This is a genomic window from Lacticaseibacillus sp. 30 (genome assembly GCF_053819265.1).
This window is the reverse complement of sequence record NZ_JBSOQX010000004.1, coordinates 40,839-56,512: the sequence shown is the minus strand read 5'-3', so window position 1 is coordinate 56,512 and position 15,674 is coordinate 40,839. Positions and strand designations below refer to the sequence as shown.

The window sequence follows — 15,674 nt, the reverse complement described above, 5'->3', positions numbered from 1 at the left end:
TCAATCCCCCTATGATGTGAAGTTGCCGGACAAGCTATTTTTACTAATGGAAAAAATGTACGCTTTTTTCAAATGTTTATCTATCTCTTATGTAACATTAATTAACAACTGTGAAATTTCGTGGTTTTCAGGCTGACTTGACGATCAATACGATACTGGTGGATGCGCGATAGGAAGATTTTGGCCGATCGCGTTTTTTGATGTTTTTTTCCTCCGCAATTATCGTGTCGCGCGCTAATGGTTAAGCGATCTTTTGGGGATTCTGCGCTAGTGCAGACATATCGCTTTGATTGGTCAGCGTTTTGGTTACTTGATTGCGATCACGACAACTAACTCGCTGCCCGCATAAACTAAACCCATCGATATCGAAAGACACTAGGCGCCGGATGGGATTAGGAGATGGCACAGGAGGAGGCAGGATTTGCATTGTATCTCGCACATCAAGGGGTGGTGTATGCAGCTTTGGCGCAGTTGGGGATTCGGCGTGATCGAAGTGATTTTCAGGATTGGCGTGATGATGGGATGTTGGTGTACCTCAACTACTTCAACCGATATTGCGATCCATTGACGGATGAGGCCGCCATTCGCAAGTTTAATAAGCTGGCATGGCATTTTGTTTATCTGACGTTGATGCAGCGAATGCAGAAAAACCGGCAGCGAAGCGTGATTGAGCGGTTGCCAAGCAATATCACTTTATTGCAGAAAACGACTTTTGCCAGCACTGTTTTGAATGTGCAGACATCGCTGGAATGGGATGGTCAGCTGCAACGACTCGCGGCTATTTTGACGCCTATGGAGCGAACAGTTTTGGGCTTGCGATTGGCTGACTTGTCAGATGCTGGCATCGCAGGTCGATTACAGATTAGTCGGCAACGAGTTTTGAAGATACGTAAGCAGTTGCAGGCCAAGTATCGGCAGGTGGTCGGATAATGATCGTGCGTTTTCGGTGAGCAGTGACTAACGCGCTCTCAGTTGCAAAAACCTGAACATAAGGACCTCGGCCACAATGACCAAAGAGCGGTCATGACGCCAAAGGCCGCTTATAAGCCGGCTGCTAAGCGCGTTGAAGACCGCTCACTTTTTAGGAGGAATAAAAAATGGATAAGGAATTATTGACGTATGTCTTAGATCAGGCGGTTGGCGTTGTGATTGCCGTGTTTTTACTGACGCGGATTGAGCGGCGGTTGGATGTCCTGATTACGAGTATTGAGAAATTCATGACAAAGTTGGATGCCAAGGACAGGTTGTAGGAGGGGCGAGATGGCGATATTAATGGCAGATGTGAGTAGTTGGCAGCCGGAATCGGACAGCTGGTTTCGCAAGCTGGCGGATGTTGGGGTGAAGGCGGTGGTGGTAAAGCTGACGGAAGGCACCACCTACCGCAATCCTAAGGCCGCAGCGCAATTGGCGGCAGGTCGGCGAATGGGGATGCAGGTGCATGGTTATCATTACGCGCATTATCACAACAGCGCTGATGCCGTGGCGGAAGGACGGTTCTTCGGAACCACAGCCAAGGCTTTAGGTTTGTCAACCGAGTCGGTAATGGCAGCAGATGTGGAGGATCCGGGTTTATCTGGTGAGTTGACGGGGGTGACGAATGTTTTTCTCCAAACTGTCAAAGCGATCGGATATCCTCACACGGATCTATATACCATGGCCAGTTGGCTGACCGCGCGGCGCTTTGATCGGGTTGCCTTGATTCCGAAAAATCTGTGGCTTGCCAGTTACGGCGTGAATCAACCGGGCGTTGATAATGTCGGCACATGGCAGTTCACGAATAACTTTCAAGGGCTAGGTGTTGATATGAGTTACGACTTTTTTGGTCACTATACGACGCGTCTCACTGGCACACTCAACGGTGGTGTCGCGCGCGTGCCAACGATTCGGTTTCATACCGTGCAGCCAGGGGAGAGCTGGTGGGCGATTGCGCACCAGTACGGACATGACATGGACAAGCTGGCTGCATTGAATGGCAAGACGATTTTGAGTGTGATTCACCCTGGGGATCAGCTGCGGGTGGAATAAGGTTTGAAGTGAAAACGAGAGTTGTCTTTCGGCTACTTGCAGAAGGACAACTCTTTTTGTGGTATGAATGTCCCATAAAGACTTCTGTTAACATATCTAAAGTCTAATGACGAATACAATTACGGAGAGCAAAGTCGGGTATAAGAAATGCCAAAAAAATAACAAATTTTTATAACGATCTTTAATGCTTATTAAAACGTTCAGTCAGTTGAAATTTACTCATGAATTTAACGAGAAACTTTTAATTTAGACGATGAGTGGTAGTGGCTAACTGTGAGTATAAATGAACGATGTTTTTTAATGCGATTTCCTCTCATGTTAATTTGTTATAGTTCGATATTAAATAAAAGCATTAGACAGTAGGAGATAGAGTACTTATGCTGAAGATAACATCCAGCGAGCTAGGACCTCATAGTCATGTGCTTGAGAAATAATACCGCGGTTGTTTCCTTGATGCTGATTCAACGGAAGCTGAGTGTTTTTGGTCAAATCTTTAGTAGACGAAACAAAACTAGGCGGATAGCAAAGGAGAACGCTTATGATAAAAGACAAAGTTGTTGTGATTACAGGTGCATCTAGTGGTATCGGTGCTGAAACTGCTAAATTGCTCGCGAGTCGAGGAGCCAAGGTTGTTCTTGGTGCTCGCCGTAAAGAGAAGTTAGAAAAACTGACTGATGAAATTAGAAATCAAGGGGGCCAATCAATTTATCAAGTAACCGATGTTGTCAAACCAGAGGACAGTAAAAATCTTGTTCAGCTTGCTAAAAAAACATTCGGTGGTATTGATGTGATGTTTCTTAATGCTGGCTTAATGCCCAGTTCACCACTTTCCGCTCTAAAAACAAATGAGTGGAATCAAATTGTCGATGTTAACTTAAAGGGCGTTTTGAACGGGATTGCAGCAGCCCTACCATTTTTTAAAGCGCAACGATCGGGACACTTTATTGCAACGAGTTCAGTAGCCGGTCTTAAAGCCTACCCAGATAATGCGGTTTACGGGGCAACAAAGTGGGCAGTGCGTGAGCTTATGGAAGTGTTACGAATGGAATCGGCACAAGAAGGCAGTCATATCCGGACTGCCACTATCTATCCAGCGGCCATTAAAACTGAGTTGTTAAATACGATTACTGACGAAGCTAGTGCCCAAGAGCTGAAGAAAACTTACGATACTTACGAAATTACGCCTGATCGAATTGCTAAGGTTGTTGAATTTGCAATTGATATGCCCGAAGACACAAACGTTAGTGAGCTTACAGTGGGACCTACAATTCAACCTTGGTAGTATCATAGATGACTTTCCCCCTTAAAAACGGCTTTGAGTATTTTTAACAGCAGATCCGTATTTGTCTTGCTTGGTAGGGTTGGCAGAAGTGCAAAATGGAGTGTCGATTTTCATGAAGAAAATATTATTTGTGATTTTATTGCTAGTTGCGGTCGAATTGACGGGTTGTGGTAATCAAAGGGGAAAGATTTCTAATGGCAAGTCTTCCGAGATGCCTTCAACAAAAGCAGTGAAGAAAATGACGAGTAACAATAATTTTGGTCGATCATTAGTCGTGTATTATTCGTTAACATCGCACACAAAACAGGTTGCAGAGTCGATTCATCACCGCGTTGGTGGTGATATTGTGGCAATTCAGACAGAAAAATCATATCCAACGACCTATTCAGCAACAACCGCTGAGGTGAAAAAGGAGATTAGGCAAAACCAATTACCCCAATTGAAGACAGCTGACATTGATTGGCATCAATATAAAACCATTTTCGTTGGGTCACCAGTGTGGTACGGAAACTTGTCTTTGCCCATGCAACAGCTTTTCCGCCAACACCAGTTTCAATCAGGGATACACATAGCGCCATTTTTTACAAGCGGGAGCAGCTCGCCGAAAGAGGCATTCACCACAATGAAGCGATTGCAGGCACAGCCAAGTTATCATCAGCCATTGGGAATCACAAATGATGAACAATCTGATCGCAACAGATTAGTGGATCAATGGCTAAAAGGTATTAAGTTCGATTAAAGAGAGAACGAGCAAGCATATACTATTGGTGTACAAAGTTCCTTTGCATCGGACACAGAAAAATAAAGCAGAAACCGCCTATTGGTTCAAAGAGGCGGTTTTTTTGCTGGCTATTTGATTTAGAAGTTAAAAATGACCATTTCAATAAAAATTCACAAAAAGATTGTGCAAAATATGTTGACACGGTGTCACTTTCCGTATAAACTACAAATTATCAATTAGTGACACCGTGTCACCACAGGGGGCAATCATGGCATCTACTACTTTTCAACATCTAGATGCAGCTAAACAACAACGGGTCTTAGCTGCACTCATCACAGAATTTTCTCAATATCCGTTAGCGCAGGCGCAGGTGGCGCGCATCGTGAAGCAGGCTGATATTGCCCGCGGTGCTTTTTATAAGTACTTCACGGATCTAGATGACGCCTATCGCTATGCCTTTGGACGGGTGATCGGGCGGTTGCATGCGGGTATCACGGGTCCGACCATGCGGCAAGATCCATATACGGCAACAGCTGATTTTCTGCATGAGGCTAGTGAGAGTCGTGACCGGGATTTCATCCGCTTGCATTTCACTAAAAATAGCGGGCTGGTGAATGTGGCCCGGCCACAAGTTCCCGCAGATGCAACCGACTGGGCTGTCGCGTCGTTATGCCACAGTGCGATTTCTGAGGTACTGGCTGATCCGGCTGACGCGACCTTGATTTTGGCACATTTGAAGGCAGCACTTTCTCAGCTGCAAGTTAAGGAGTGAAACAATGTATCTTTCATTAAAAGAAATCTGGCATGAAAAATTACGCTATGGCTTGATCATCGGTATGATTTTGCTGGTGACTTACCTTGTATTTATTCTCAGTGCGTTGGCTAATGGGCTTGCCCAGCAGAATACGCAAGCAATCGAGTCCTGGGACACATCGAAGGTGGTATTGGCAAAGGACTCGGATATCAATTTGAGCCAGTCGCTGCTGACGTCAGAGCAGACAAAAGCGATTAAGCTAGGCAAGTCGCAAGCCTATGTCGGTACAATCGGCGCGGTTGCGACCAGCAGCAAGCACTCGGAAATTCGTTCAACGATGGTCGGGCTTGATTGGAATCAGTACATCGGCAAGGACATGCAGCTGGTGAGCGGTCATCGCGTGCAAAGTGACAATCAAATTGTCGTGGATACACAATTTAAAAATGAAGGCTACAAGCTTGGCGACAAGGTGCGGCTAACCACAAACGGCCAGCAATATACCATCGTCGGTTTCACGGAAAATGCCAAAATGAGTGTCGCCCCGGTTGTCTACGGCACCATGGCGACATGGCGAAAACTGCACAACTTGCCGGATACTTTTACGGCTAGCGGCATTATTTCCAAGTCGGCTGATTTTAAAGTTAACAACAGCGATTTGAAAACCTATACAGCGGATACATTTATCCAGAAGCTGCCGGGTTATTCAGCCCAAAATAGCACGTTTGCGTTCATGATTGGTTTTCTATTTGTGATTTCGCTGATTGTCATCGCGGTCTTCCTGTACATTTTGACCATGCAGAAGATTCCTAACTACGCCGTTTTACGGGCACAAGGTGTACCGGCGCGGACCCTCGTTAAAACGACCATTGCGCAAGCACTCATGCTTGTGTCATTCGGTCTGATCCTCGGTGGGGTGCTGACGGCAGTTACAGCGCGGTTCATGCCTCTGGGTGTGCCGATGATTTTCTCCGCCGGTTTAAGCATCGCAGTTGTTATTGGCATTTTGCTCACCGGCTTACTCGGTGCAATTGTCCCAGTCCGGACGATTCTTAAAGTTGATCCTGTCACAGCCATTGGAGGTTGATTGTATGTCAGCTATCGAATTACAACACATCATTAAAAATTTTAAAACGCCTACCAGCGATGTCGAAGTCCTCAAAGACGTTAGCTTCAGTGCCGAACCCGGCAGTCTTTCGCTGGTGCTTGGGCCGTCTGGTTCAGGAAAAAGTACGTTTTTGACCATTGCAGGTGGCATTCAAACCCCAACATCAGGGGTCGTGACAACCGCCGGACAGGAGCTTGATAAGTTATCCGGCAAGGCGCGTGATGCATTGCGGTTGGATAAGATCGGATTTGTTCTTCAGTCATACAACCTCGTCCCATATTTGACGGTTGGCGAGCAGTTCACTTTAGTCGACAAGATTAAGCCAAAAAACAACCTCAGTCATGAGGAACTTGATCAATTGCTGGATGATCTCGGTATTGGTGACCTAGTTAATCAATATCCGGCTTCCTTATCCGGCGGCCAAACACAACGGGTAGCAATTGCACGAGCCTTGTATCCCGATCCAGCCATCGTGTTGGCCGACGAACCAACCGCCGCATTGGATAGTCCGCGTGTGGCAGTTGTCGGACAGCTGCTAGCTGATCTGGCACATAAGCGTGGTAAGGCAATTGTTGTTGTCACCCATGATGTTCGCTTAGAAAAGTTTGCGGATCGCACGTTTACTTTGTTGGATGGTCAGTTAAGCGAAGGTGACACTTCCAACGCAGCATAGTGAAAAACAACTGGTTGCTACAGTATGATTAACGCGGTAGATGCTTAAAGAGCCCTCTTGTGTCAGAATTCTGACACAAGAGGGCTCTTTTTGAAGCTTAATCGTTTATCTGGCTGATTGAAATGAAGACATCATTTGCCTAATGTCTTTTTAAAAGTAATTAGAATCGCGGTTCGCCTAAAGCGTGTTGCGCAGCCAAGTTCAGCAAGCTCCATTGACGATCAAAACCTGGCTGGAAGAAGAAGTCGGCTTCAGCCAAGTCTTCAAGGCTTAATTGTTGTTGAACGGCGAGTGCCAAGACGTTGCCTTGTGCAGTCACGTCGTAAGTGGACAATACTGCACCGCCTAACAGTCGATGAGTTTGCGGGTCAAAGACTAAGTTGACGCAAACCTGTGGATTGCCGTTAGCTTCTGGCACATAGTCTGGCCGCAGTGAATCGGTGTAGAAAGCGGTATGCACGTTAACGTCAGCCCGTTTAGCTGTGAAGGTGTTCAGGCCGCTAGCTGCAAAATGGTAGTCGAAAACGCTCAACGCACTGGAACCAACGACGCCCTTGAATGGCCGTGCTGGATTTTCTGCAAAAATGTTTTCGGCAAGGTAACGGGCTTCACGTCGCGCAACGGTTGCCAAGGCAATCGGCACCTTTTGTTGTGCTGGAATTGAGTAAACCAAAGTGGCATCACCGATAGCATAAACGTCTGGCAAATTGGTCCGCAGATAAGGATCGGTGTTGATGAAGCCGCGTTTATCAAGGTTAACGGTGCCCTTGAGCCATTCCGTTGCTGGCTTGATACCCGCTGCTTGAATCACGAGATCGGTTTTAACGTCACCGGCATCCGTTTTGACGGCGCTAACAGCTTCATCGCCTGTGAAGGCTTCGATCTTGACACCAAGCTTGAGCTCAACACCTTTATCAGTGAGTTCCTTGGCCAGAATGTCGGTCATTTCTGGATCCAGATAGGTACCCAGTGGGCGATCAATCATATCCAACAACGTTACTTGTTTACCAGCTTTACGACTGGCTTCAGCCGCTTCAATCCCGATATAACCGGCACCGATGATGGTGACGTGCTTAACCGCCGGATCTTCTAACTTGGCCTTGATGTTGGTGGCCCAATCGTAGCCACGCATCAAGAAGACATTCTTCAAATCGTTGCCTGGCACTGGTAAGGAATTCGGGCGAACGCCTGAACTCAGAATTAATTTGTCATAAGGATAATCCTGCGTCGTGCCGTTCTTCGTGTCGCGAACGGTGACGGATTTCACATCAGCATTGATTGCCGTCACTTCATGGTTGTTTAACACATGTGCGCCGCGCTTGATCAAATCGTCTGGACGAAAATTCCGAACATCATTCACATCGGTTACTTGATTTTCTAAGAATAGTTCCATCCCGCAGGACATGAACGAAACAAAATCACCTGCTTCAAACATCGTAATGTCTGCATCTGGATAACGATGCAACAGTTCTAAGACGCTTTGGTGACCGCCGTGTGATGCCCCTACAACAATGATCTTTGGCTTGTCCACAAAAATTCCTCCTAATTATGTAGTAACCGCGACTTTTCGTCATCGGCTCTATCTCTATATTAGAATAGTTCCAATCTATAGTCAATGATAGACGACAATTAATTATTGAACAATTTATTTTTAGAGACGGCTAACTTTATGCAGATGAGCTTTGGCCACGACGCTGCCTAACAGGGATCGTGGCAACTATCATGTTCAAAAAGGTGGCATCGCGCACGTTTTTTTGTAGAACATTTTTACCCAGTCAAAAGCAATCTCGTTGATGGTTCACAAAGACATGAAAAAAGCCGCTGCACTAAGATTCAATATCTCAGTTGCAGCGACCATTCATTTGCTTATTGAAATCTCATGGCGTCCTGACGGTTAGATAATCGCGAAGTGCTTAAGTGCCTTCACCACGCCATCTTCATCATTGCTTGCTGTAATAAAATCAGCACGTTTTTTGACAATGTCCTGGCCGTTAGCCATAGCAACACTTGTCCCGGCGAAATCGAACATATCGAGATCGTTATGTTCATCGCCAAACGCAATGACATCGTCTGCTGAAAATCCGAGGTGTTGCGTGAGTTGCGCTAGGCCCCAGCCCTTATCGACGCCATGGGGCATGATTTCCAGCATAAATGGCATACTGCGAATGACGGTAAAACGATTGCCAAATTCAGTTTCAGCTTGGGGTTGAATCGCGGCAAGCTTATCTGGTTCTCCCAGTAACATGCCCTTTGCAATCACGAAGTCTTCTGGCATTTCTTGCGGTTCACGGACCTTAATACCGGCCGTATTTTCCCATGCTTGTAAAACGGTGTAACGACTGATATTGCGATCTGCCGTATAAACCTCTCCGGCTGGCGTCAAGACGTTGCTGTCAATGCCGTTGCTAGCGACCGAAGCCGCAAAAGTCGAAAAGTCTTGGTAATCCTGATGATTCAGAAACTTTTCAGCAATGATTTTGCCACTCGCGCTCTGCACCACACCGCCGCCTTGAACAATAACGTATTGATCGTCACCTTCCAGTCCCAACGCCTCCAGTGTCGCATGGACACCAGGCAAGGGCCGGCCGGTACACGGCACAACCTTGATACCGGCAGCAATCGCCGTCTTCAAACCGCTAATTGTAGCGGGTGACAGCTGCTTATGTGAATTTAATAATGTGTCATCCAAATCAACCGCAATCAAACGGTACATGGCAGTCACACCCCTTCCTCATGCCAGCTTAGCACAGCGGGGTGGGAGGGGACAATGTGAAAGATAAACGTTGGGAAGCGGTGGATAAGCGTTACTTACAATGGTTAGACATAAAAACGACTTCCTTAACAAAGAAAGTCGCCAGTCCGTTCGAACGACCGTTAATAATGCGAGTGACAAATCCGCAGTGATCATCGAATGGTATTTTGTACTGTATGCCAATCACATATTAGTATGAAGGATTGTCGTCTTAACAGTTGTTCTATTACTAGTGTTGTCCGAAGCGGTCTCCTTCAGCTAGCAGAACAAAATAACGTCAAATGTCACCATGACGCCCCACATCCAGCAACCGTACCGTCAAATCTTCTACCCGATAGATCAGCAACCAGCTGCCTTTAATGAACAAAGCGCGATCAGGTTTGCGACTTTTGATGACATGATCGTCGTATTTTTCCGGCAGCGGGTCGCCGGTTTTCAGGTAGTTGGTGACTTGTTCAAAGTCGTTCTGAGTAAAGCGGCCAGCTTGGAGGAGTTGCTTGAGGTGCTTTTTGAAGCGTGATTGTTGTGTGAGTTGGTAGTGGGGCATGATGGACCTGCCTTTCTTGTTTTCTTAAGCGTACCGCAACGAACAACAATGGAAAAATATTTTTATCAAAGACAGTGGTGACTTGTGAAGGATTGGTTAACGTCATGTCACACTTTTAAAAAGAAATTCACAAAATTGATTTGGCTTGTTTTTGAAATCGATACCAAAAAAGCGTTGACAAGAAATCTGAAAGCGCTATATTATTCATGTAATCAAGGAGATGCGGAGGAGCGGCGAAAAATGGCAACGATTTCAGAAGTGGCAAAGTTAGCCGGGGTTTCGGTTTCAACGGTATCACGGATCATTAACCACAAACCACATGTTTCACCGCGCAAAGCGGCCCTGGTTGCCGATGCCATGGCGAAGTTGGGTTACACACCGCTTCAAGCTGCTCGACAAATGCGTGGTTCTGGCTCGCAGACGCTTGCCGTGACGGTTCCTTACATTACGAACCCGTTTTTTTCAGAACTCGTTGCAGCGATTGAACGCACTGCCGATGAGCGATCCTATAAGACAGTCATTGTGCAAACATTCGGTCAGAAAAGTCACGAACTGAATGCCTTGGAATTTCTCAAGACGAACCAGGTTGATGCTGTGATTATGTGCGCAATTGAGAATGACTGGGATTTGATTAAGCAGTATCGGCAATACGGTTTGATTGGTATTTGTAATGAATACGTTGCCGATCCTGAGGTTTTGATGGTGCGTGCCGATCAGGAAGGCGGTATGTATGCGGGTACTAAATATCTCTTGAATCGTGGTTATCGCAAGCTAGCATTTTGCACCGGGCAGCAAGCTATTCGATACAATGACAAACTTGAAGATTTGAATAGTGATCGTTATCGTGGCTATCTTCGGGCATTGCGTGAATTCGACTTGGAGCCAGCGGTGGAATGGCAGTTTACAGATGTTGGAACCATTGCTGATGGTCAAGATGTTCTTCAGCGCATCATGGTCATGAAGCATCGTCCTGATGCTGTGATCGCCGGCTCGGATCAAGCAGCCGCTGGCATGATTGCTGAAGCGCAGACCATGCAATTGAAGGTGCCTGAAGAACTTGCTGTTCTTGGCTTTGATGATCAACCGCTGAGTCAGGTGGTTGCGCGGCCGTTAACAACCATTCATCAACCAGTACATGAGATCGGTGATCGTATTGCTAATATGGTCGCTGATGACTTGGAAGAAAAAACGGTTGAAGCCAGACAAGTCGTTTTACCGCTTTCTGTTGTTGTTCGTCAGTCGGTTTAATCTTTTTTGAGCAAAATTGGTATCAATACCAAAAATATGGAGGAAATTAATATGACAGTCGTATTAGCACGATTAGATCAACGTTTAGTTCATGGCATCGTTGTCAATCAATGGGCTGCTGAGGTGCAGCCGAAGCGCTATATGGTCATTGATGATGCTGTTAGTCAGGATGAAGACGTGAAAGCTAGCATGCGGTTGAGCAAACCAGCCGGCACAGGAATGTCCATCATCGACACTGAAAAAGCTTTGACGAATTTTAAAGCTGGTAAGTATGACGCCCAACGGGTATTCGTTATCGCAAAGGAGCCCAGCACCATGTTGAAATTGTTGGACGCTGGCATCGAAATTCCGCGTGTCGATATCGGTATCATTTTTGCAGAAGACGGACGGACACAGATCAGCAAATTTGTTTCCGTTAATCAACAAGAAGTTGCTGATTTTAAAGAACTCGAAAAGCGCGGCGTCCCTGTGAACATTCGCTATGTACCCGCTGATTCACCCGAACCATTTGATAAGGCCATTGCAGGCAAAGACATTAAATAATCAGCGAGTTCTTGGCTGAAGAACGCGCGAGGAGGAAACATCATGCCACATATTTTGCAAGATATCCTGATCATTTTCTTGGCATCATACGCAACGCTTGATAATCAAGGTATCACGATTATGAACTACTGGCCGGTGACGGTCGGACTTTTTGCCGGATTGATTATGGGTGATTTACCGACAGCCATGACCATTGCCGGGACTTTCCAATTAATGAGTTTAGGGGTTGCCGGCCTAGGTGGCGCATCTGTGCCTGACTACGGCTTAGCTACCATCGTTGGGATCTATTTGTCAGCCCGGACAGGCGCAGGATTGGGAGCCGCGGTTGCCGTTGGACTGCCAGTCGGGCTGTTGACGATTCAACTGGATGTTTTAATTAAAATCGTCAACAACTTCATTGCTCACAAGGCACAAGCATATGCGCATGCCAAAGAATTTAATAAAATGCGGATGATTAACTGGCTTGGACCGTTGTTCTTCGCCCTCAAGAACTTTATTCCCATGATCTTGATTGTCACAGTTGGACCTTCTGCCATCAGTGCCTTGCTCAAGATCATTCCTAAGTGGCTTACAAATGGTTTGACAATCGCAGGTAGCATGTTGCCAGTTGTTGGTATTGGGATGCTGATGCATTACATGCCTTTGAAGAAGTATATCTGGGTTCTTATGATCGGTTTCGTTATGTCAGCTTATCTGAAAGTGCCGATTCTTGGCGTTGCGATCATTGGTTTGGCACTAGCAATTTACACCTATCAGAACCTGATCAGTGCTTCTAAGAAGAAGGAAGCGGCGACAGCTAATGGTGCTGATGCTTCAGATGATGATGACGAAGGAGACGATTACGATGAGTGATGTACAGCAAACAACCAACCAGCCGAGTGCGACACAACCTAAGCTGACTAAAAAAGAACGACACAGTGCCATCCTTCGTTACATGGCCATGGGCGTCAACAATTTTAACTACGAAACGCAGCAGGGGCCATCCGTTGTTTGGGCATTTTCAAAGGTTCTGCGGAAAATTTATCCCGATGATGATGAGTATGTCGCTGCTTTGGACAATCATTTTAAATACTTCAATACGACCACTGCAATGGCTGGCATGATCTTAGGGGCAACGCTGGCCATGGAAGAACGTGATGGCATTAAGTCCAAAGATGCGGTTCAGGCGTTGAAGACATCGCTGATGGGCCCATTTGCCGGCGTTGGTGACACGATCATCTGGATTCTGTTACCGACGATCATGGGTTCTATTGCCGGTTATATGGCCCTCCAAGGCAATCCACTAGGTGCAATTATCTGGATTCTCGTTGATATTTTGCTGTTCTGGGTTCGAATTAAGCTGTTTGACATCGGTTATGATTCTGGGGTTAAGCTGGTTACGACCATGGCTAACCAATTGAGTGCTTTCACAGAAGCTGCTTCCGTGATGGGGATTACCGTTGTCGGTACATTGATTGCAACGGTTGTTAAAGTTTACACACCACTACAATTCCAGTTTGGCAAAGTTAAGTTAGCGATGCAGACAGGTATTCTTGACAAAATCATGCCTGCCTTGCTGCCTGCCTTGGTTGCCTGGATGGTTTACAAGTTGCTCGGTTCGAAAAAATGGACGCCTAATCGTGTCATTGTCCTAATTTTAGCCATTGCACTCGTAGGTTCCTTCTTTGGTATTCTCGGGATTGAACCAACAAAGTAATCATGATGAAAGATTGAGGGGTTGATATTTTGAATCAGAAGAATCAAGTCAGCGGGGATCATTACCGGTTTACCGTCATTACAAATAAGATGATCCGCATGGAATATCAATCTGCCGGTCAGTTTGAAGATGCAACGACGCAAACAGTGGTTAATCGCGATTTTGGCAAGCCGGATTTTCAGGTGACTCGTGATCAAGAAGGTTTTGCTGTCCAAATCGAGACAGATTCATTTCACCTCTATTATCGCGGTGGTGAATTCAACGGTGCCAACTTGTTCATTGATACAAAATACAATTTTCAGACGCACTATCCGCGTTGGCATTACGGTGATCCCGATGTCAAGAACTTGCTTGGAACGGCCCGAACGTTAGATGGCGCAGATGGTGCTGTATCGCTGGATTCAGGGATTATGTCCAAAGACGGTTTTACTATTTTGGATGACTCAACCAGTATGCTGCAAGCTGGCACATCGATCAGGAATCGGCCTGTTGAGGAAATTGATCTTTATGGCTTTGCATACGGTCACGACTATCGCAAGGCTTTGTATGATTATTATCAGCTCACTGGATTTCCGCCGATGGTACCACGGTTTGCGTTAGGTAATTGGTGGAGTCGCTTCTATCCTTATACGCAAGAAAGTTACCTTGCGCTCATGGATCGTTTCCAAAAAGCTGGTATTCCAATAGCGGTCGCTGTCTTGGATATGAACTGGCATGTCACAGATATTCCGACGAAGTATGGCAGCGGTTGGACTGGATATACTTGGAATAAAAAGCTGTTCCCGGAACCAGAAAAATTATTGGCAACCTTACACGCACAAGGCAAACATATCACGCTCAATGTGCACCCGGCTGCTGGTATCCGCCCTTCTGAAGTGCAGTATCCAGAAGTTGCTGAGGCTGTCGGTATTGATCCAGCCTCTAAGCAGCCGGTGTTGTTTGATTTAAACAATCGAAAATTTATTCAAGCTTACTTTAACTTAGTTCATCATCCGCTTGAAAAACAGGGGATTGATTTCTGGTGGCTTGATTGGCAACAGGGTGCTGCACGATCACGTGCGCAGATTGATCCATTATGGTCGCTTAACGTGCTGCATTTTCTGGATCAGGTGAAAGAAAAGAAGGATCAAGCGCTGATCTTGTCACGCTATGCTGGACCTGGCAGTCACCGGTATCCAATTGGGTTTTCTGGTGATTCCATTGCCAGTTGGCGATCATTAACTTTCCAACCGTACTTCACAGCAACGGCCACGAATATTGGCTACACCTGGTGGAGTCATGATATCGGCGGGCATATGCACGGCAGCTATGATCCTGAATTGTCACTACGCTGGCTGCAGTTCGGTGTTTTCAGTCCGATTATGCGGTTGCACAGTTCGGACAATCCGTTTATGGGCAAGGAACCATGGCAATATGATCTGGAAACGGATAAGAGCATGACACGTTTCATGCGATTGCGCGCTCAGCTTGTCCCTTATCTGGCGACGGCGGATGTGTTGACACATCAGCAAGGCATGCCATTGATTGAACCTGTTTATTATCGATATCCAGAAGTAAAAGAAGCTTATCAGTTCAAAAATGAGTACTTCTTCGGGTCAGAAATGCTGGTCGTACCGATCACAACGCCTAGTGATGACACAACGGGCTTAGCCAGTGCAGAAGGTTATGTGCCAGCCGGTACCTGGACCGATTTATTTACCCACCAGCAATATACTGGTCCGGCAGTTGTTAAGTTCTATCGCAACAAGTTTCAGTATCCGGTTCTTGTGCGCTCAGGTGGCATCGTGCCATTAGCTGATGACGCTATGGCGGCCATTGATGATCTGCCCGAAGCTATGACCGTTACGCTTTTCCCTGGCAAGCAACATGCCTATGTATTACATGAACAGACAGCGGCTGGGAAAGCGCAAACCAAATTTTCTTGGGATCCCGTGGCCGGTACATTTGGGATGACCGTTACTGATCCTAATCACATCATTCCCGAGAAGCGGACCTATCAATTACAAATTGTGGGCGTTAAAACCACAATGAAACCATTCTCAGGACGATTTGATCAGCGACTGACACTTGATTTAGAAGCCGAAGATCAACAGGCAATTAAACTGCAGCATATCTTTGCAATTCTGCAACATGCTAAAGTTGCGTTTGATCTGAAAAAGCAGTTGTGGCAAAGCGTTAACGATATGCCAGCAAGTAGAGCAGCATTAACTGTTGCCAGTCTCGCACCGGCAACACTGAGCGATGCACTTTTGGAGATACTTTTGAATGATTAGGCCTGAAATGACCGTCCTTTGGTCATTGCGGATAAGGTCCTTAGGTGCAGGTTTC

General features: G+C 46.3%; 16 protein-coding genes. 13 read left to right on the top strand and 3 right to left on the bottom strand.

Annotated elements, in window-relative coordinates; genetic code table 11:
• Positions 1 to 399 precede the first annotated feature (399 nt).
• From ACWPAB_RS03855 to ACWPAB_RS03820, 8 genes are all read left to right on the top strand, one after another.
• On the top strand, positions 400 to 930 hold the full coding sequence (locus tag ACWPAB_RS03855; protein WP_003577706.1) for a hypothetical protein: 531 nt from the start codon (positions 400 to 402) through the stop codon (positions 928 to 930).
• Positions 931 to 1,097: 167 nt separating this feature from the next.
• Positions 1,098 to 1,250 carry a YvrJ family protein gene (locus ACWPAB_RS03850; protein ID WP_003577708.1) on the top strand — a complete coding sequence of 51 codons (153 nt, stop codon included), beginning with the start codon at positions 1,098 to 1,100 and terminating at the stop codon, positions 1,248 to 1,250.
• Positions 1,251 to 1,260: 10 nt separating this feature from the next.
• Complete coding sequence (locus ACWPAB_RS03845; protein WP_003577710.1) at positions 1,261 to 2,025, top strand: GH25 family lysozyme; 765 nt, start codon at positions 1,261 to 1,263, stop codon at positions 2,023 to 2,025.
• Between the two features lie 538 nt (positions 2,026 to 2,563).
• A complete protein-coding gene (locus tag ACWPAB_RS03840; protein ID WP_003563368.1) occupies positions 2,564 to 3,307 on the top strand; it encodes an SDR family oxidoreductase in 744 nt (247 codons plus the stop codon).
• A gap of 112 nt (positions 3,308 to 3,419) precedes the next feature.
• Positions 3,420 to 4,046 (top strand): flavodoxin, encoded by a 627-nt coding sequence (locus tag ACWPAB_RS03835; protein WP_003577713.1) that lies wholly within the window; start codon positions 3,420 to 3,422, stop codon positions 4,044 to 4,046.
• 250 nt (positions 4,047 to 4,296) lie between these two features.
• Positions 4,297 to 4,800 (top strand): TetR/AcrR family transcriptional regulator, encoded by a 504-nt coding sequence (locus ACWPAB_RS03830; protein ID WP_003577716.1) that lies wholly within the window; start codon positions 4,297 to 4,299, stop codon positions 4,798 to 4,800.
• Positions 4,801 to 4,804: 4 nt separating this feature from the next.
• Complete coding sequence (locus ACWPAB_RS03825; RefSeq protein WP_003563374.1) at positions 4,805 to 5,866, top strand: ABC transporter permease; 1,062 nt, start codon at positions 4,805 to 4,807, stop codon at positions 5,864 to 5,866.
• 4 nt (positions 5,867 to 5,870) lie between these two features.
• On the top strand, positions 5,871 to 6,560 hold the full coding sequence (locus tag ACWPAB_RS03820) for an ABC transporter ATP-binding protein (RefSeq protein ID WP_003577719.1): 690 nt from the start codon (positions 5,871 to 5,873) through the stop codon (positions 6,558 to 6,560).
• A gap of 160 nt (positions 6,561 to 6,720) precedes the next feature.
• Here ACWPAB_RS03820 and ACWPAB_RS03815 read toward each other — a convergent pair whose 3' ends face one another.
• The 3 genes from ACWPAB_RS03815 to ACWPAB_RS03805 form a co-directional block, all read right to left on the bottom strand.
• Positions 6,721 to 8,091 carry an FAD-dependent oxidoreductase gene (locus ACWPAB_RS03815; protein ID WP_003573580.1) on the bottom strand — a complete coding sequence of 457 codons (1,371 nt, stop codon included), beginning with the start codon at positions 8,089 to 8,091 and terminating at the stop codon, positions 6,721 to 6,723.
• Between the two features lie 363 nt (positions 8,092 to 8,454).
• On the bottom strand, positions 8,455 to 9,273 hold the full coding sequence (locus ACWPAB_RS03810; protein WP_011674103.1) for a Cof-type HAD-IIB family hydrolase: 819 nt from the start codon (positions 9,271 to 9,273) through the stop codon (positions 8,455 to 8,457).
• 316 nt (positions 9,274 to 9,589) lie between these two features.
• Positions 9,590 to 9,859, bottom strand: a complete 270-nt coding sequence (locus ACWPAB_RS03805; RefSeq protein ID WP_003563382.1) for a type II toxin-antitoxin system RelE/ParE family toxin — start codon at positions 9,857 to 9,859, stop codon at positions 9,590 to 9,592.
• Between the two features lie 240 nt (positions 9,860 to 10,099).
• On the opposite strand from ACWPAB_RS03805, the gene ACWPAB_RS03800 reads away from it, so the two are divergent.
• From ACWPAB_RS03800 to ACWPAB_RS03780, 5 genes are read left to right on the top strand one after another with little or no spacing between them, the layout of a single operon-like run.
• Positions 10,100 to 11,107 carry a LacI family DNA-binding transcriptional regulator gene (locus ACWPAB_RS03800; RefSeq protein WP_016381805.1) on the top strand — a complete coding sequence of 336 codons (1,008 nt, stop codon included), beginning with the start codon at positions 10,100 to 10,102 and terminating at the stop codon, positions 11,105 to 11,107.
• Positions 11,108 to 11,158: 51 nt separating this feature from the next.
• A complete protein-coding gene (locus ACWPAB_RS03795) occupies positions 11,159 to 11,650 on the top strand; it encodes a PTS system mannose/fructose/N-acetylgalactosamine-transporter subunit IIB (protein ID WP_003577723.1) in 492 nt (163 codons plus the stop codon).
• Positions 11,651 to 11,692: 42 nt separating this feature from the next.
• Positions 11,693 to 12,502: a PTS mannose/fructose/sorbose/N-acetylgalactosamine transporter subunit IIC gene (locus tag ACWPAB_RS03790; RefSeq protein ID WP_003563386.1), complete on the top strand. Its 810-nt coding sequence runs from the start codon at positions 11,693 to 11,695 to the stop codon at positions 12,500 to 12,502.
• The gene (locus tag ACWPAB_RS03785) at positions 12,495 to 13,346 is read left to right on the top strand and encodes a PTS system mannose/fructose/sorbose family transporter subunit IID (RefSeq protein WP_003568992.1); all 852 of its coding nucleotides are present in this window, start codon (positions 12,495 to 12,497) and stop codon (positions 13,344 to 13,346) included. The genes ACWPAB_RS03790 and ACWPAB_RS03785 overlap by 8 nt, the downstream gene beginning before the upstream one ends.
• 29 nt (positions 13,347 to 13,375) lie before the next feature.
• Positions 13,376 to 15,619 (top strand): glycoside hydrolase family 31 protein, encoded by a 2,244-nt coding sequence (locus ACWPAB_RS03780; protein WP_003563390.1) that lies wholly within the window; start codon positions 13,376 to 13,378, stop codon positions 15,617 to 15,619.
• Positions 15,620 to 15,674 lie beyond the last annotated feature (55 nt).